16 protein-coding genes and 1 other RNA gene are annotated in these 18,344 nt (G+C 36.7%); 6 read left to right on the top strand and 11 right to left on the bottom strand.

Going from position 1 to position 18,344, the window contains the following annotated elements; genetic code table 11:
* Window positions 1-18: 18 nt before the first annotated feature.
* The 3 genes from AC07XN_RS08860 to AC07XN_RS08850 form a co-directional block, all read right to left on the bottom strand.
* Window positions 19-1,023 carry a hypothetical protein gene (locus AC07XN_RS08860; protein WP_494742778.1) on the bottom strand — a complete coding sequence of 335 codons (1,005 nt, stop codon included), beginning with the start codon at window positions 1,021-1,023 and terminating at the stop codon, window positions 19-21.
* Window positions 1,024-1,028: 5 nt separating this feature from the next.
* Entirely contained in the window at window positions 1,029-1,229 is a 201-nt protein-coding gene (locus tag AC07XN_RS08855) for a hypothetical protein (protein WP_494742777.1), read from the bottom strand.
* A gap of 713 nt (window positions 1,230-1,942) precedes the next feature.
* A complete protein-coding gene (locus AC07XN_RS08850; protein ID WP_494742776.1) occupies window positions 1,943-2,818 on the bottom strand; it encodes a helix-turn-helix domain-containing protein in 876 nt (291 codons plus the stop codon).
* A gap of 412 nt (window positions 2,819-3,230) precedes the next feature.
* Between AC07XN_RS08850 and AC07XN_RS08845 the strand changes: the two genes are divergently transcribed.
* Window positions 3,231-4,895 carry an alpha-L-fucosidase gene (locus AC07XN_RS08845; RefSeq protein WP_494742775.1) on the top strand — a complete coding sequence of 555 codons (1,665 nt, stop codon included), beginning with the start codon at window positions 3,231-3,233 and terminating at the stop codon, window positions 4,893-4,895.
* A 473-nt stretch (window positions 4,896-5,368) separates the two neighbouring features.
* Here AC07XN_RS08845 and AC07XN_RS08840 read toward each other — a convergent pair whose 3' ends face one another.
* The gene (locus AC07XN_RS08840; RefSeq protein ID WP_494742774.1) at window positions 5,369-6,115 is read right to left on the bottom strand and encodes an MBL fold metallo-hydrolase; all 747 of its coding nucleotides are present in this window, start codon (window positions 6,113-6,115) and stop codon (window positions 5,369-5,371) included.
* 248 nt (window positions 6,116-6,363) lie between these two features.
* On the opposite strand from AC07XN_RS08840, the gene AC07XN_RS08835 reads away from it, so the two are divergent.
* Window positions 6,364-8,394, top strand: a complete 2,031-nt coding sequence (locus AC07XN_RS08835; protein WP_494742773.1) for a TonB-dependent receptor family protein — start codon at window positions 6,364-6,366, stop codon at window positions 8,392-8,394.
* A 164-nt stretch (window positions 8,395-8,558) separates the two neighbouring features.
* Window positions 8,559-8,956, top strand: a transfer-messenger RNA (tmRNA) gene (gene ssrA, locus AC07XN_RS08830).
* Window positions 8,957-9,105: 149 nt separating this feature from the next.
* On the opposite strand, the gene AC07XN_RS08825 is transcribed toward ssrA, so the two are convergent.
* The 3 genes from AC07XN_RS08825 to AC07XN_RS08815 form a co-directional block, all read right to left on the bottom strand.
* On the bottom strand, window positions 9,106-10,149 hold the full coding sequence (locus AC07XN_RS08825; protein ID WP_494742772.1) for an alpha/beta hydrolase: 1,044 nt from the start codon (window positions 10,147-10,149) through the stop codon (window positions 9,106-9,108).
* A gap of 19 nt (window positions 10,150-10,168) precedes the next feature.
* Window positions 10,169-10,768: a sugar O-acetyltransferase gene (locus AC07XN_RS08820; RefSeq protein ID WP_494742771.1), complete on the bottom strand. Its 600-nt coding sequence runs from the start codon at window positions 10,766-10,768 to the stop codon at window positions 10,169-10,171.
* An 85-nt stretch (window positions 10,769-10,853) separates the two neighbouring features.
* A complete protein-coding gene (locus tag AC07XN_RS08815; protein ID WP_494742770.1) occupies window positions 10,854-11,732 on the bottom strand; it encodes a helix-turn-helix domain-containing protein in 879 nt (292 codons plus the stop codon).
* Window positions 11,733-11,947: 215 nt separating this feature from the next.
* On the opposite strand from AC07XN_RS08815, the gene AC07XN_RS08810 reads away from it, so the two are divergent.
* From AC07XN_RS08810 to AC07XN_RS08800, 3 genes are all read left to right on the top strand, one after another.
* A complete protein-coding gene (locus AC07XN_RS08810; RefSeq protein ID WP_494742769.1) occupies window positions 11,948-12,514 on the top strand; it encodes a dihydrofolate reductase family protein in 567 nt (188 codons plus the stop codon).
* A gap of 184 nt (window positions 12,515-12,698) precedes the next feature.
* On the top strand, window positions 12,699-13,538 hold the full coding sequence (locus tag AC07XN_RS08805; RefSeq protein WP_494742768.1) for a maleylpyruvate isomerase N-terminal domain-containing protein: 840 nt from the start codon (window positions 12,699-12,701) through the stop codon (window positions 13,536-13,538).
* A gap of 1 nt (window position 13,539) precedes the next feature.
* Window positions 13,540-14,064: a DUF4269 domain-containing protein gene (locus AC07XN_RS08800; protein WP_494742767.1), complete on the top strand. Its 525-nt coding sequence runs from the start codon at window positions 13,540-13,542 to the stop codon at window positions 14,062-14,064.
* A 59-nt stretch (window positions 14,065-14,123) separates the two neighbouring features.
* Here AC07XN_RS08800 and AC07XN_RS08795 read toward each other — a convergent pair whose 3' ends face one another.
* The 4 genes from AC07XN_RS08795 to AC07XN_RS08780 form a co-directional block, all read right to left on the bottom strand.
* Window positions 14,124-15,530: a S8 family peptidase gene (locus tag AC07XN_RS08795; RefSeq protein ID WP_494742766.1), complete on the bottom strand. Its 1,407-nt coding sequence runs from the start codon at window positions 15,528-15,530 to the stop codon at window positions 14,124-14,126.
* 34 nt (window positions 15,531-15,564) lie between these two features.
* A complete protein-coding gene (locus AC07XN_RS08790) occupies window positions 15,565-16,278 on the bottom strand; it encodes a hypothetical protein (RefSeq protein ID WP_494742765.1) in 714 nt (237 codons plus the stop codon).
* A 78-nt stretch (window positions 16,279-16,356) separates the two neighbouring features.
* Complete coding sequence (locus AC07XN_RS08785; RefSeq protein ID WP_494742764.1) at window positions 16,357-16,941, bottom strand: RNA polymerase sigma factor; 585 nt, start codon at window positions 16,939-16,941, stop codon at window positions 16,357-16,359.
* Between the two features lie 219 nt (window positions 16,942-17,160).
* Window positions 17,161-18,216: a saccharopine dehydrogenase family protein gene (locus AC07XN_RS08780; protein ID WP_494742763.1), complete on the bottom strand. Its 1,056-nt coding sequence runs from the start codon at window positions 18,214-18,216 to the stop codon at window positions 17,161-17,163.
* Window positions 18,217-18,344: the final 128 nt, after the last annotated feature.

Below are 18,344 nucleotides of genomic sequence, written 5' to 3'. Positions count from 1 at the left end.
GGATAATATAGACTGTTTTTATTTCTTAACAGTTTCCAATTCTCTCAAAATTTCTTTTACTTCATTTCCGAAATGATTTAATGCTTCTATTTTAAAACTTTCAATGTCTGAAAAATAGCGACCTTCTATTACTTCATCAGGAATATTATTCTTTCTATTATAGTTTTCTTTATAAAGTTGAAATGTACTGAATGTATTCCAAGCTTTTTTGATACTAATATCAATTACGTCTTTTACATCCTTCATATCGCCCGTCAGTATTAAGTTTAGGATGTGTAGTGTGTTTTTTGTTTTATAATATTTTAAAGAATTTTGATATAGCTTCCCATGGTGTTCTGAATTCCATTTAAAATACCCTGCTAAAATAGGTAGAGCTACTGATAAGAGAATGAAGCCAAAAAACATTACCCCAGAGTTTGTTTGCTCCAAGTCAAAAGCTCTTTTACTTGCCACTCCAATAATGGCTATCTCGAAACAAACCAAACATAAAGATGATATAAATAGGCTAATCATTCTTTTCTTTGTTGAGATGTTCTTATAATTTTCAGTATCATCATTTTCTATTTTTTTACCTTTCACCCTAACAGATTCCTCTGGCAAAATATTGCTTAGTAGTGCATCCGTTGACAACATGGCTGCTAATGCTAAAATAATAGCTAATCCCCATCGAACAATAACAAACAATAATCCATCCCCTTGAATAAATATTAATGTAGAAACATAGTTTAAAAAAATTTCAAATAAAATCATGAAATACACAGCTATTTTTGAGCTCCTGTTTTTTTTCTGTTTTATCATAAAGCTTCCATCATCCATTCTATCTAATTGTTCACAAGCTAAAAATTCTGCATTGGCTTTTGCGCGTTCTTCTTTAATTATAGCTACATATGCAGTTAATGTATTTGCTTTATTAAGAGCTTGTTTGTTTATGTACCTATTTATACATCTGTTTGCGAAAAGCTTTATTCCTTCTACATTTAGGAAAAACTGATTGTATAAAAATCTGTATATCAAATAATTCATATAAATTAAATTTTAAATCGTTTACGAAGGCGGATGTAAAATCGCCCCATTGAGAAAAACTGAGAATAACCTGCTGTCCAATAACTACATCTCAGAATCCAATAAATACCAAAAGGAGTATTATAAATTCTAAGTTTATGATAACCATTTGAATCGATGAGTTTAGCCCATATCCATTTATTAAATTTTCGAGTAATTTTTGACATAATTTATTGCTTGTGAGTTTTAAATTTGAATTAGTCTTTTTTCATTATTTACCACCTAAATAGATGGGTAACTAATTTGAAAAAATATTTTAAAACAAATCAAACTTTCAGCCTTTTCTTATGTTTAAGAGGAATGCTTCGTTGAGGGGAAATAACTAACTTTTATTTATAAGGAGATTTTTATGCCTTACATTAGAAAAAAAGTTTACAAATGCTTTTGTGAATATTTGATAATAAAAATCCTGAAGATGAAACTCGCTAAATTTTGAAGGATATTTATTTATAGCTTACGAAAAAGGTATTTTATGTATACTGACTACAGGGTTGGTGAAATCCATTAATATATGTCATTATATAGGATTAACATCCTTTGTATCCATCCTCGACTTGCCTTTCAGAACAAGTCGAGTAGCGAGTGTTTTATTAATAATAAATACACCTGCTTGGCGTAGTGCGTCAGGTATTCTTAGAATGCAACTTTGCTATTCGAAATGTTCCGAAGGGTATTTTGAGTAGCGAGTAGATGTTCGTAGGTGAGTACTAGTGACGCTTTACTTGACACTTTCAAATCTTATATCTTTTTAACCCGTAGATTTTCGCTGATTTGATACGCTGATTTACAGAGATTTTTAGATTAGCACAACTAAAATCTTGTGCCTTCCGTCTAAAGTCTTGTGTCTAGAATCTTGTGTCTTACGTCCTCTAGTCTAAATCTACAAAAACCCCATTCTCCAACTCTGATTCCTATATTCTCCAGGTGTCAGCCCCGTGATTCTTTTAAAAATCCTTGAGAAATATTGTAGGTTATCAAAGCCTGTATCCAACGCAATATCGCTCATTTGTTTATTGGTCGTAGTGATAAGGTATTGTGCCCGTTCAATGCGTTTTTCAAGAATATACTTGATAGGGCTTTTACCCAAACTCTGATGAAATATTCTTGAAAAATAATCTACGTTCAAATTGGCACGATTGGCTAGATGACTGACGGTGAGCGGTTGATTGATATTTAGTTGAATATAGCTGATAGCATCCATTACCACTGACGGAGTAACATCTATTTGATTGTATTTGAAAGCAGGCGGAGCAAGGAATCGTGCAATCAATTGAAACAAAATTCCTTGGGTTTCATAGCGAATTGAAATGCTTTGTAGGTTGTTCAATTGCTGGTATTCCTTATAAAAAATATCCTTTTCATACACCTTCGGGTTGTCAGATCTGTTGATACCTCGTCCGGGATTAATGGTTAGAATCCGATGAAAATTAGCAATATCTGTCGCAGTTACCTCTAGCTCCATCACTGTTCTGGAATGCGTAAAGAGCGATAAGCCATCTGGGGATTCTTCAAAAAATTGGATAAAATACTGGCTCAGAAAATTGTTACAAGTAAGGTTGCACAATGTAAAACTAGGGATAAGGTATAGATGTCCCGCTTTTAAGTGAATAGTGGTCTCAGCGTTTGAAATCGTACCCTCTCCCCCATCGATATAATATAAACGATAATAGGGACTAATTACATTATTAAAGTTCCAACTAGTATCCAGTTTAACATAGTCTACATTGAGTAAAGAAAAATAGTTTCTGATTAACATCTTCGCTTATACACTTTAGATTTAGAAGCTGTTTAAACTTCCCTTTCGGGTTAAACTAAGTCTTTTAGAATAGCTTGTTCCAAAATTTACTCAACGTAGCGATGCTATGCTTCGCAAATTTTGAAAAAATCAATTCAAAAATACAATACTTTCACCTCAGAAACGGAAAGCTTAAACAGCTTCTTAATGATGAATCGGCTACCCGATATATTTATATGCTTATCTTGCCTTCAAGAATGTGAATAATTGGATGGCTTTACACACAAAGGTATGTCATACCCTATAAGGTTTTGAAAAGCAATAGTCGGAATTGTGCAAAAATCTGTCAAATTTATGCAAAAAAATAACAATTCGTAGCTGATAAATTTGTAGGTGTCAAGTAAAACAAGATTAAACCGAAAAAACGTTTAACATGAATCGAAGAAAACTTCTCCAAGGTTTTGCCTTAGGGATACCTAGTCTTTTGGCATCCAAAAGCTTTGCTAACAATATCTTGCCTTTCGCTGAAAACCACAAAGGGTTAGAACCTATCATTTCTGGTCCATTTAAACCTACGTGGGAATCTCTTCAAAGTTACCAAACACCCGATTGGTTCCGTGATGCAAAATTTGGGATGTGGGCACACTGGGGTCCGCAATGTCAGCCAGAAGCAGGCGATTGGTATGCTAGAGAAATGTACATGGAAGGTAACCGAAAATATAAGTACCATCTTGAAAAATATGGTCACCCTTCGGTTTTCGGTTTTAAAGACGTTATCAATGTTTGGAAAGCCGAGCAGTGGAATCCTGAAGAATTGGTGTCGCTTTATAAAAACTGTGGTGCGCAGTATTTTATGGCTTTGGCGAATCACCACGATAACCTTGACCTATATGATAGCAAATATCAGAAAAACTGGAATTCTACTAAGGTAGGTCCTAAGAAAGACATCATTGGTGGCTGGGCAAAAGCAGCCAAGAAAAATGGTTTGCCCTTCGGAGTAAGCGTACACGCCGCCCATGCTTGGAGTTGGTTTGAAACTGCCCAAAGGGCTGATAAAAACGGGCCTTATGCTGGTGTACCTTACGACGGTAAACTTACTAAGCAGGATGGCAAGGGAAAATGGTGGGAAGGGTTAGACCCACAGGAACTCTATGCACAAAACCATCCATTGAGCGAAAATAGTCTGGACAATGGCATGATACACAGACAATGGAATTGGGGTAATGGTGTCGCTGTTCCTACCCAAGCTTATATCGAGAAGTTTTATAACAGGACGATAGATTTAATCAATAAATACAGTCCAGACCTTGTCTATTTTGATGATTCACAATTGCCAATGTGGCCTATTAGTGATGTTGGCTTACGAATTACTGCTCACTTATATAATAAAAGTATTAAAGATAAGGGTAAACTGACAGGAGTAATTAATGGTAAAATCTTGGATGAAAATCAGCGTAAGGCCATCATCTGGGACATAGAAAGAGGGCAAAGCAACAATATCGAACCATTTACGTGGCAAACCGATACTTGTATTGGCGACTGGCACTATAATCGTGAACTTTACGACCGCAAGGGCTATAAAACTGCCAAAACGGTTATCCATACATTGATTGATGTAGTCAGTAAAAATGGTAACCTTATGCTTAATATTCCTTTGCGTGGAGATGGTTCTATTGATGAGTTGGAACGTAAAGTAGTGGAGGACGTAGGCATATGGATGAGAGCGAACGGAGAAAGTATTTATGGTACACGCCCTTGGAAAATCTTTGGCGAAGGCCCTGCACAAGAAGGAGCAGCGGCATTAAGTGCTCAGGGCTTTAATGAAGGCAAAGGCAAGCCGTTTACTGATAAGGATATTCGCTTTGTAGTAAAGGGTGAATACCTATTTGCCACGGTGATGGGATGGCCAACGACAGGAGAAGTGCTTATTAAAAGTCTTGGAGCAAATAGCCCGTATCGTTCCTCAAAAATTAATCAGGTAGTATTATTATCGACCAAGCAGGCATTAAAATTTGAACAAACTAACGAGGGACTTAAAGTATTTTTCCCAACATCAATGCCTGAGGAATCGTATGCTAATGCTTTGAAGATTAGTTGATTAATAAAATTACTCATGCCATGACTTTATAAGTTTTATCCTTAGTCTTTGTTAGTGTTTTTTGTCAACAACTTAAGCATCAGTAGCTTATCAACTTCATAGTTTGATTTTATTGTTTCTTTGAAGTATTGCTGACGCTTGAATTTGTTGGTCTAGGCGACCCCGTAAAAACACCAACAAAGGCGAAAATTCCTTTCTATTAGCAGGTGACTTAAGTCCTATCGATTACCCACAATTATATAAATAACTGATAATCAAGGCATTTATTCCTAGCGAGGGACTTAAGTCCCTCGCTAGGAATAAGAGTTTCAGGTAGTCAGGCTGTGACATTAGGCGACCAAAGCTCGGTTTGAAAGGCGATTTAAGCACATTTTAACCAATTTTTCAATAATTATATCCTCATTTTAAATTTTTAAAAGATGTGGGTAATCAGTAGGACTAAAGTCACCTGCTAATAGAAAGGGTAATACACTTTAAAACTTCAAAATATTATTTTCAATATCATGATAAAGCAATACTGACCAATGCTTTTCTTTGGCTTGCTCTTCCCAATGTTGCCTTAATTCTTTCGCTTTTTTACCGTCAAAGTCACTTTTATATGCGAGGTGAAATTTGAGATAATTCTCCTGTGGTAGGTCGTCTGAACCATAAAAAACAATGTCCGAGGCTTCGTCTGATGCTTCCTGAATCCAAAATACTTGATGATAGGGCGAATGCCCACCCGTTACTTCATACAAAATATAGTTGTCGATAAGCCCCTTGTGGGTCTCTAAAAAATATAAATTAGGGAGTAACGCTAATTGCGCTAAAATAGCTTGGTTAAAAGAAGGGTTATCAGGTTGGGTTAAAGCATATTCCAACTCCTGTTTCTGAAGATAAATGGTAGCATCTGGAAAGTTTTGCATAAAAACATCGCCTTCAAAATATCCAATGCCTTCAAGATGGTCTTTGTGCAAATGCGAAAGCAATACTTTGGTGATTTGGTGGGCATTATACCCCGCCTGCTTTATCAGATAGATAATTTGTGGCTGATTGTCCTGCCAAAAGCCCAAGCCAGCATCTAGCAGAATAACATCGTTATTGGTAATCACCAAAAACGGACATACTGCCATTTTTAAACTTTTAGCATCTATCTGCCCAGCATTTTCTTGAGTAATCTTCGTAAATTGCTTTTGTTTATTAACGGCATAAATGCCTTCGTTCAATGCTATAATATTCATTTTTATACAATAATATTCAATTTACCATCCATATATACGTCCCTCGTATAATTCCTAATCAGTCAAAAAGAAATTATTAGAATACTAATTAGCAAACATAACGGTGAGGTTTACAGTTACCTTTTGAGAAAACAAAGATACAATAAATGGTAACCTTAAGAACAAGCGTCTGTTTTGAGGCTATTATTTACCCTCAAATCCTACCAAAGTATTAGGCTTTTTGCGTTATCTTTCTGAAAAACTCCGTCATGAAAAGATTTTTACCGATAATCCTTTTTCTTAATACATTTACTTTACGGGCTCAGACAGACTCTAGTTTGAAAGTTACTGAACTCCAGCCCGTAATTATCAGTTCGTCACGCTTTGTAGGAAAAGATATTCAAACCCCGCTGGCCGTTACCGTTATTGACCAAGCACGTTTACAAACAGGGCAATCCAAGCTTTCAATGTTTGATGCCCTCGGGGCTGTGCCTGGGGTTTTTGCGATGAACTCCGAAAACTTTGCTCAGGATTTACGCATTTCTATTCGTGGTTTTGGCGCTAGGGCTTCCTTTGGTATTCGTGGATTGAAGGTCGTGATGGACGGTATTCCAGAATCTATTCCCGACGGCACTGCCAAAGTCGGTAATTTAGATATGGGCTTGATGGAACGTGTAGAGGTAATCAAAGGTCCCACAGCAGGATTGTATGGCAATGCTTCGGGGGGCGTTATCAGTTTGTTTTCTGAAACCCCTAAACAGTTTTTTGCGGAGGCTCAAAGCACTTTTGGCTCTTTTGGTTTTCAGCGGCTACAATTCAAAACGGGGCAAGAAATTGGAAAGGTAACCTATTTTGTCAATGCTTCTAGGCTAACGAGTACGGGTTACCGTGACCATAGTGCCTTAGAACGTAATTTCTTGAATGGGAAATTGATTTATAAGTTTTCAGACAATATAAACCTGACTGTTTTAATGAGCTATGTAGATAGCCCCAAAGCAGAAGACCCAGGAGGATTGACCCTAGCAGAAATTGATAAAAACAGACAGCAGGCTCGCCAGACCAATTTGGATTACAACGCTTATGAGACTTTTAAACAAGCCAAATTTGCCTTGATTTATGACCAAAAAATTGGCGAGAAACATCAAATTAGTGCGCGAGGATTTTATTTGAATAGAGATTTTAGTAATCTACAAGCCACGAAAGAAAATGGGCAAATTGCTTTTAAAAGAGATTTTTCTGGTGGAGGTTTCAATTATCAATTTACTGATAAAAAATACAGATTAAAAGCAGGTATTGACCTTGAAAATCAGCAGGATAATCGTCAACGATATGACAATTTATTAGGGGAAAGAGGTATTTTAAAACTCGACCAAATTGAGTCTTTTCGAAACGTTGGTGTATTCCTTTTACAAGAATATACTTTCAGTCCTCAATTCAGACTTTCATTAAACACTCGATTTGATGATATTGAATTAAAGATTTCGGATAAATTCCTAATTAATGACGACCAGTCTTCAACACAATCTTTTCAGCGATTTAGTCCTATGTTAGGATTTTCGTTTGCTCCAAAAGAAAATCAGTCAATTTATACTAACATTTCTAGTAGTTTTGAAACGCCTTCATTGAACGAATTATCTAATAACCCACTGAAAACTGGTGGTTTTAATCCTAATTTAAGTCCTCAAAAATCAAGAAATATAGAGTTGGGTTATAAAGGTATTTTAAGTAAAAAATTAAGAGTAGACTTGGCTTTATTTACGATTGAAGTACAAGATGAAATTGTGCCTTATCAAATAGCTGGACAAGGAGTAACAACCTTTTTTAGAAATGCAGGATTGTCTAATCGAAAAGGCATAGAAGCGGGTATAACCTATAAAATAGTAGCAGGGTTAACGACCTATTTGAACTATACATATTCAGCTTTTGCTTACAAAGAATACCAGACTACCGCAGGGAAATTTGATGGAAATACCTTGCCCGGCATTCCGAAACATAATATTTATGCAGAGTTCAGGTACTTTACCAAATCAGGATTTTTCACGATTGTGCAGTTAAGAAGCATCAGTAAAATCTTTGCCGATGATGCCAATACAGTAACGAATGATGGCTATTTTACTGCCAATGTAAGGTTAGGCTATCGTAAGACAATCGGTCATTTCGTCCTTGAACCTTTTGTGGGTATCAATAACCTAACAAATACCGTTTACAATGCCAATGTTCAAATTAATGCTACAGCCAATCGTTATTTTGAACCTGCTGCTGGAAGATTCTTGTTTGGTGGAATTAGTGTGAGGATTTAAGTGATGAGTCTGGAGTTGTGAATTGTGAGTCTAGAGTTGTGAGTGATGAATTGTTACCAGACCCATAACTTATCATTAGCAACTCACAACTCATCACTCACAACTCATTGCTCATTGCTTTTTCCCCAAAAAACTATTATCTTTACAAATCCAAAAAAGTAAATGGGGGCGACCGGTATTGACAGCTTGTGCAGGTCGGTGGTAAGCACGTCGGGAGTTGGTCTGATCTCCTGTTAAAAATTAGTCCGAAAAACAACCGGCAATACTCAGTATGCCATGGCAGCTTAATCCTTAAGGGATTTCGTTTTGGATAGTTATCAACTGGGTTGGAGCTATTCGCCACACCCCACTCGGCTAAACTCTGCCGCTGGGATACGGGGTGTCGAAACGCAGAGTCGAATGTTGTGATTTCTCTAAGCAAACATTTAGTACAGAGAGGATAAGGATAGATTAAGGTCCGGCTTGAACCCTGCCTATCTCGAAAAAATAATCAAGACTAAACGTGAAGAAAGCTATCGAGTTCCTTGTCTGGACGAGAGTTCGAATCTCTCCGTCTCCACATAAAAAACCGCTTTTACAAATTGTATGAGCGGTTTTTTTTTTGCCTTTGTTGGTGTTATTCCACCAACAAACCGAGTGAAATGCGTTGCTGTCGCCAATGTTGTTAGTGAACAAACACCAACAACGGCATTAACCGCACAATGAAATAAGCTATTTCAAATTATTGTTAAAAAATGTTACTAGCTTATCAAACGGAATTTTATCCATTCTATCATATAAATCAACGTGAACAGCATCAGGTATTATCATTAGCTCTTTGGGGTCGGCTGCTGCTTTGTAAGCATCTTCACTAAAATACCTAGAATGGGCATTTTCTCCAGCAATCAAAAGCATTGGTCTCGGTGAAATTTCTTTAATGTATGTCAGGATGGGCATATTCATAAACGACAAGGGATTAGTAGCCGTCCACGACGCATTTGAATTAATAGAACGTACATGAAACCCACGAGGAGTTTTGTAATAATCGAAATAATCTTTTACAAACTGAGGCTCGTTACCTGTTAGTTTCTCAGGTAAATTGTTAGAAGAAGGTGCAAACGATTGGTTCTCTGCATCTTTCCATCGCTGTTGTGCTAAATGTTCAAGATTTTGGGTGCGCTGTTCTGCGGTTACTACATCATTATACCCTCTCGACATCACCCGTGTCATATCATACATACTTGTTGTAGCCACAGCTTTAATTCGCTTATCAATGGCGGTGGCATTTAAGGCAAAACCTGCAAAACCGCAGATACCAATTATACCAATTTTGTTTCTATCTATATTTTTCTGTAAGCCTAAAAAGTCAACCGCAGCACTAAAATCCTCCGTATTTATATCAGGCGAGGCTACATTTCGAGGTTCACCACTGCTTTCGCCTGTATAAGAAGGGTCAAAAGCCAAGGTAGCAAAGCCATGTTCGGCCATTCTTTGGGCATACAATCCAGAAGATTGTTCTTTTACTGCCCCAAAAGGCCCGCTAATGGCCAGTGCTGAAAGTAATAGATGCTGATTTTTGGGAAGATATAAATCCCCTACCAGCGTGATACCATAACGATTTTTAAAACGTACTTTTTGTCGGGTTACTTTATCGCTTAACTGAAAAGTATAATGATTGGGTGCTGTATTCATTTTCGTTGTATTTACGTTGTTTTGACTGAACAATTGCCCTGCTATTGTCAGGAACATCATTGTATGCGCAAGTATTTTTTTCATTCTCTTAAATGGCTATTTATTAAATGGTCTTTAGTATTTTGGAAGGAATCCCTCCCACAATTACATTATCGGGAACATCTTTAGAAACTACTGCCCCAGCAGCTACTATAGAATTTTCGCCAATGGTTACTCCTGGTAAAATAGTTGCTCCTACACCAATCCAAGCCCCTTTTTTAATCAATATGGGCTTTGAAATTGTTGCTCTTCTTTCAGCAGGATTTATGGGATGATTGGTCGTGATGAGGTTTACCTTGGGGCCAATCAATACGTTATCTTCAAGGGTAATGCCACCTCTATCCATAAAGGTGCAGGCATGATTGACAAATACGTTTTTGCCAATGGTAATATTCTCGCCAAAGTCGGTATAAAATGGAGGTATAATAAAAAAGGTTTCATCTACCTTTTTGCCAATCAGCTCGCTGAAGATAGCATTAATCTCTTGCAGATTATCTGTAACAACCGTATTCAGTTTGGCAGTAGTGCGAATTGCCTTTTGAATAACCTTAAAGAGTGATAGATAGTCGGGGTCGTCTAGTGAAATTACCTCGCCTGACTTATCCCTTTCGAAGATGGATTTTTCGGGTCGATTGTCCGAAGTATTATTTGTTGTATGTAACATCTTAATTGAGTTTGATATGCTCTTGCAAAGGTATTGCCACTCATGGCGCTACCGTTAAAGGTTATCAAACCAAAAATTAAGAATTTCAAACTTCTATTTCCCTTAATGACTTTGGATTAGTGCCAGTATTTTTTTTGAAAAAGTTATTGAAGTAAGTCGGGTACTCAAATCCCAGCGCATAGGCAATTTCAGAAATGTTCCAATCAGTATGTTGCAATAGTGCTTTAGCTTCCGTTGTAATTCTTTCGGTAATATGGGTAGTCGTAGATTTTCCTGTAACCTCTTTTACTGCACGGTTCAGATAGTTTACGTGTATGTTTAAATGTTGAGCGTAATCCTGTGCTGTTTTTAATTGCAAGGGTTTATCTCCAGTCTCAATTGGAAATTGTCTCTCTAGTAATTCAAGGAAAACAGACGTGACCCGTGAAGTGCCGTTTTTGTGTTGATGATAATTTTCAGATGGTTGTAACTTTAGTGCTTCGTGAATGATTAGATTGACGTAGTTGCGAATAAGCTCGTCTTTATAGGCGTAGTTGCTTTGCTGCTCATCAATCATTTTTTGGAAAATAGTATTTAGGAACAACCTTTGCTCCTCCGAAATTTTCAAGACGGGCGTTCCACCAATTTTAAAGAAAGGAGATTGACTCAAACTTTCTGAACGTTCAGATTGCTTTAAAAAATCTTCTGAAAACAAACAGGTATAACCAATATATTGAGTAGATATTGTTTCCCAAGAATACGGAATATGCGGATTGCCAAAAAACAAAATAGTACCTTCTTGGTCAAAGCTTTTATCGGCATAATGAATTTTGCTATGTCCTGTTGTTAGGCATATTTTAAAGAAATCCTTCCTGCTATATATGCGGGTGGCATTACTATCGTCTTCTAACTGAAAAGCTTTAAACCCTTTCAGTTTAAGTTCGGTATTAAATTCAGATACACTACGTTCTACTTTTTTATTCATCTAGTAAAGTTAAGAAATTCAAACTTACTAAATACAAAGTGTTTGTTTTTTATAGCGATTACTGATAATCAAATCACCAATTTAGCCTCAATACAAGTGGCATACTTTTTCGCAAATGATACCCTACAATGTCGTAAACGCACCCTAACTATCAAAAGGCGTCTAGCTATCTTTGTAATAGAAAGCAACACTACTATCTTTTAAACGCTATTGTTATGAGAAAATTAAAATTACAGGTACAAATGACCATCGATGGTTTCGTAGGTAGACCAGATGGTCAGCTAGACTGGATATGGATTCCTGGCGGAAGGGATGAAGCCGTTTTTACAGACATCATTGACATAGCCGATAGTTGTGATAATATTCTGTTGGGACGTAAAATGACGCGAGGCTTCGTTGACCATTGGGAAAATATATTCGACAATCATCCCGATAGTAATGAACACCCACTGGCGCAACGAATGGTAAATATGCAGAAGATTGTTTTCAGTAAAACAGAGACTGTAATTACGGGCAGAAATTTAGAAGTAGAAAATGGAGACCTCGTTACGGCAGTAAAAGCACTAAAAGAAGAATCAGGCAAAGATATTCTTGTTTATGGCGGAGCCAATTTTGTAAGTTCACTCATTAGCCAAAACCTTATTGATGAGTATTATATTTTCAGAAATCCCGTGGCAATCGGTACAGGACTTTCAATTTTTAACGATACAAGGTTTCTGAAATTAGAGCGTACTGTTACCTACAAAAATGGAAAAATGCTTTGTAAATATCTGCCTGTATAAAAGCGAAGTTATTTAAAAAGTGAAAGTTCTATTTTTTTCCTTTGTTGGTGTTATTCCACCAACAAATCGAGGAAATACGTTGATGTCGCCCATGTTGTTAGTGAACAAACACTAACAATGGCGTAAAAGGTTTGGGAAAGGTTAAAAAGATTTTCACTATCTTCAAACCCTAAATCTCCCTACCATGAAACAAACTAATATAATTCAAACCATTGAGCTTTTTCCGAAGATTGATGAAAAATTAATTGAAGTATTAACATCTCTATCACCCCAAGACTGGGAAAAACAGAGTATTGCACCGCTTTGGCGAGTGAAAGATATTGCAGTACATTTACTAGACGGCAACATCCGTACCTTATCCATGCTACGTGATAAGTATTTCGGAGTAGTCCCCGAAAGCATTAACTCTTATCAAGATTTGTTAGATTACCTCAATAAGCTAAATCATGACTGGGTAACGGCGATGAAAAGAGTAAGTCCTGCTATTATCATAGAATTATTGACCTCCACAGGTAAAGAATACAGCGATTATCTGGCAACGCTAGACCCACTAGCAACTGCCACCTTTTCTGTAGCTTGGGCTGGTGAAGAAGAATCATCCAACTGGTTTCATATTGCTCGGGAATACACCGAAAAGTGGCATCACCAACAACAAATTAGGTTTGCAGTTGGGCAAACGGCTGAACTTTATCGTAAGGAATTTTATTTCCCATATTTAGAAACTTCAATGCGAGCTTTACCTCATCATTATAAAAATGTGAAAAGTCAGAAAGGAGATATTATTCATTTTCAGATTACTGAGGAAGGCGGGGGCGACTGGTTTCTGGAGTATGATGGTAGTATGTGGGGTTTAACAGATAAAGCTAGTAAAACGCCCGTTACCGAAGTAACGATTGAGGGAGAAATAGCTTGGAGGATTTTTACAAAGGGAATCATCAAACAAAGGGCAGCAAAACATATCAGTATTAAAGGTAACCAATTATTGGGCGAAAAAATCATTGATATGCTGGCAGTAATGGCTTAACATGATAAATTTTGAGACGATTGATTACCTAAAAAATGGTAATACAAAGCAACAGAAGGCTTCTAAGGTTCTTACTCAACATAAGGTGATGGAGCAGCTAATGCCCTTTGCTCCTATTTTAGTAGGAACAATTCCCATAGAAATTGATATTGAAAGTAGCGACTTAGATATTATTTGCCAATGGGCAGATAAGCAAAGCTTTATAGATTTTTTGACAAATCATTTCGGGCATTTTGTTGATTTTAAACAATGGTCACGTGAGGTACATCAGCATGATGCTGTTATCGCTAGCTTTATGATAGAGGATTTTGAGATTGAAATCTTCGGACAAAGCTTAGCAACAAAAGACCAATTCGCTTATCGACATATGATGATTGAATATCAATTATTGCTGAAATATGGCGAAGCCTTTAGGGCTGAAATCATTGCATTAAAAAAAGCAGGCTTAAAAACTGAGCCTGCTTTTGCAAAATTATTGGGTTTAGAAGGCGACCCTTACCTTGAATTGCTAAAGGTAGAGGTGTAAAAAATAGTCTGAAATATCTTCCTCAGAAGATAATCAGACTATTGACATCTATCTAAATCTTATGGATTTTGATAGACCGAAATTCCACTGGCGGGTGGAGTAGCAATTAGGGCATTGGTAAAAGTCTTCTTGTTAAAAACACCCGAATTAGTTAAAAAATATTTTATTACTTCCGACGTAACATAAGGAGCCGCAAAAGATGATCCACTTTGCGCAGGACTATTAGGAATATCGTGCATACAATTGGCATCTGCCCTTACCGTAAAATCTATATATTTTCCTGATTTTGATTGGTTTTGGCAAATAGTACCACTTTTACTGGTTACGGTAATGACGTTTGAGCCTAATTCATTATCCTGTGTATAACAAGCTGGCCAATATTTTTCATCATCAATATCTAGGTTATCGTTTCCAGCAGAGGCTATTAAAACCATTCCTTTCTTTTTCAAATCATTCAATACTTTTGTAAAAATTCCATCTGGCTCTTTGATATAAGTACCCCAACTAGCATTCAAAACTTTGATGTTATTTTTATAAGCATATATCAAGGCACAAACATTATGGTATAAATCGCCAGCATAGTTTTCGTCAAAGGTTTTTAAACCTACCAACTGTATTTTATCATTTTTTCCTGCATTTTGGATAATGATTCTTGATATTTTAGTACCATGTATTTCGGGATTAGTATCTTTAATATCAGTGGTATTGTTCAAGAAATTATAGTCTAGGCCAGTACTAAAATACCCACTATTCAACGCCTCAGCATTGAAACCTGTATCGATGATGCCCACTAATATTTTACCATCAGTACTAGTCGGTGTGCCATCATTAGCACCTTTGGCTATTATTTTAGTAACATTTGTAGGGTCAAGCGGAATACTTCCTAAATCTTCAATAGGGATAATGGTATGGGGCGGACCACTGCCGATTCCTCCTCCATCTGGATTAGGGTTTGTTCTAATCAGGTGCAAATCTTTACCCGTCAGTAAAATAAAGTTGTTATCACATTTACAGTTATTAACAGTATCAATGGATACTTTAATTAAATCTGACACATCAAAAAGCTGGGTCACTCGGTCAGTTATCGCTGGAGATTCATTGTTAGCAACATCGTTTTTATTCACATTACTAGAATCTACGGCTAGACTTTTGTTTCCTAATAAAATTTCCCATTTCCAATATGCCTCCAATTCTGCTTGAAAGGCATCAATAATTTCTTGTTTTCTGGCTTCTGTAGTATCGGCTTCGCCAAAATATACAACCTGCTTATCTTTCAATACATAACCCGCTCCATCTACATAAGAGTACGGAAAAACCTCGGGCTTTTCCTGAATAAGCGAATCTATTTTTGTTTTGATAGGCGCTACTATTTCTTTTCTGGAATTACTAGGTTTTAGTCCCATAAAGAAAAAAAACAACCCTATTAAAAGAGCAATGGAAATTAGAAATATTAGAAGTGGTCTCATAGTAATCAGCTTTAGTTATGAATTAAGGTTTGATTTATAATTGTTTCAGTATTTCTATTGCTTTTTCTTTCCCTTCCAAATCGTTATTCACTACTTCGTTTAATAACCCTTCAACAGCTTTTTTATCAAAAGGTGCTACTTTCATCAAGGCTAAGGCTTCATAAAATTTGCCCGGATTAGCAAACAAGTTGGTCTGGGTGCCTAATTCATGAAAGTGTTCAGCGGCTTTTGCATAATGTTCTAATTTCAATTCGGTAATTCCTGCTACCCTTAGTATTTCAGGGGCATCGGGTTTGCGAACTAATAGGTCATCAAAAATCAACTTGGCATCTGAATAGTCTTTTTTATTAAAAAACCTTACTCCCATTTGCAAGCTATCGGCATTGCCATCCATTTTAACTGGCAGGCTATCGAATTGTTCTTGGATATATCCATCGGCAATTTCTGCTGGGTTACCCGTATTATTTTGAACTAATACCCATGTAATCAAGGCAATAAAGATGGAGGCCGCAATGCCCATCATCCAAGGATTGAAACCTATCTTTTTAGTCGTCGATAAATTTTTCCTTAGTTCTTCAAAAGCTAGCTTGCGTTTTTCTTTAGCATTTTCGCGAGCAGCAATTTTAGTATTTAAGTAAAATGCTACTTCGTCAGCGAGTTCTTTATCGGTTGCCAGCTGTTTTTCAAACAATTGACGCTCCTCTTCGCTTAGCGTATGGTTAAAATATGATTCTATTCTTTCTAACATTTTGGTTCAATTTTTACAAATGATTAATGGCTTTTAGCTTTAGTAGCTGTCAAGGAATAAATTATATACGGTTTAACCTTATTTATACAAGGCTCTTAGTTTTTCCAGACATCTTAGTCGACTAGTTTTTACTACGCCTGCCGATTGATAACCCATTTCGACAGCTATTTTTTCATCCGACAGCCCTTCGCTCCAAGACATCATCATTTCTTGACATTTTTCACCTATTTGTTTAATCTTGGTTTTTAGAACATTTACTTCGTTTTCAGAAATCATTTCTTGTAAAATGTTGCTGGTTTCATCTGGAACTCCTATCAACAAGTCATCAATTGACTCTGTTTTATAGACGCTCATCTTGTTAGTCGAAGCTTTTCGAATAAAGTCAACACATTTGTTTGAAAAAATTTGAAAAAGATAGGTTTTTAAAGAAGATTTACCTTCGAAACGTTTTTTCTGGATATGTTCAATAATTACTAGGATAGCATCAGCGTATAAACTGGCTGCATCATCTTCCGTGAGTTGGTGCTTGAAAGTAGCATCTTTGATTAAATAAGCGAACTGCTCATACAACTTATTTTCAGTAGCTCTTTTCAGCACTGAATCACCCAAAATTCCCGATAAAATCTTATCATCAGGCACTGTACCACGAGCAAAAATGTTCATTTTAATAATGGTTTTTTAAGCAATTTTTTAATTGAGTCTGTAGGAAGAAATGTATAAATAAATGAGATTGGTGTGTTTTGAAGAAATCTTTTAGATGTGCAGAAAAACAAAGTAAAGCAATGAATAGCTGTTTAGCACACAAAAATAAAAAAAGTTTTCAATTGACTATACACATAATAGAATAGTCAACTGAAAACCAAGTATTTGAAGATAGTATATTTATAGGAAAAAACGCCCCGTAGTGGTCGCTAGGAAATCACTAAAGTTAATGTCTTCTTGTTTGATAAATCCCTGTTGGGGTAATGTTTTATCCGCTACCATTTCAATCACACTAACGATTGATGCCGCCGTAGTCCATGAAATAGCGCGCCAGGGCTTGCCATCAATTAATATAGGAGAGTAGGCTTTATAAAATTCTTCCCGTTCGATGATGCCGTTTTTCCAACCTTCCACTACAGCATATACGTACACTACATCTTCTTGTACGGGCGGTTTGGCTTCTGTCAGAATTTCTTCCAACAATTCTCTACGATTTTTTAGGATTAATTCATACAACAAAAACTTCATCAATTTACCATGACCGGGATAACGAATGGTTTTGTAATTGAGGGTGTCAACTTTCCCTTCAAAGGTTTCACACATCGTGCCTAGTCCTCCAGAAGTACTAAAAGCTTCAAATTCATTGCCTTCTATATTGATGGTTTCGAGGCCGTCTAGTGCAGATACTAATTTCAGTTTTCCATTATGGATTACCTCACAGTCATTGATGTATTCGTTGATTACCCCCGCAGGCGACCACGTAAAAGAGTATCCAAGCAGTCCGTTGGGGTATTTTGGCAATGCTCCTACCCTCAGTTCTATATCTCTAAGTTTGGTAAACCGCTTGGCTAAATCTGCCCCAACGATGCCTATTAGCCCCGGTGCTAGTCCACATTGAGGTGCTAAAACAGCGGAACTACCTTGTGATGCCATGATACGAATGGCACTGGTAGTAGGCACATCTTCAGTTAAGTCAAAATAATGTTTACCATTTTTATGGGCAGTTTGGGCTATCGTCAAATTCAGATTATAAGGCATACACGATACCACTGCATCATAATAAGGGATGATATTTTCCAGAAAAGCGACGTCTGTCACATCTCCTTTTATTACTTCAAAAGGGACGTTTGCGGAGGGTTGGTGCTTATCTAAACCCTTTACTTCAAAACGTTTAGACAATAGGATTCCTACCAATGAGCCTACCTTGCCCATGCCGATTACTAAGATATTTTTCATATTTGTAAACTCAACCTTAGCCCCTTTCGCATAGAGAGGGTAGCCTTTGAAGAGCATTTAGTGTGATTAATTGGTTGATGATTATTGTTTTTCTACGCAATACCTATCCAGCGCTGCTTGTATAAAAA

It is taken from the genome of Arcicella sp. GW458-12-2-14-TSB2, from assembly GCF_059423785.1.
The sequence above is the reverse complement of the archived record's forward strand: the minus strand, read 5'-3'. Positions and strand labels throughout refer to the sequence as shown.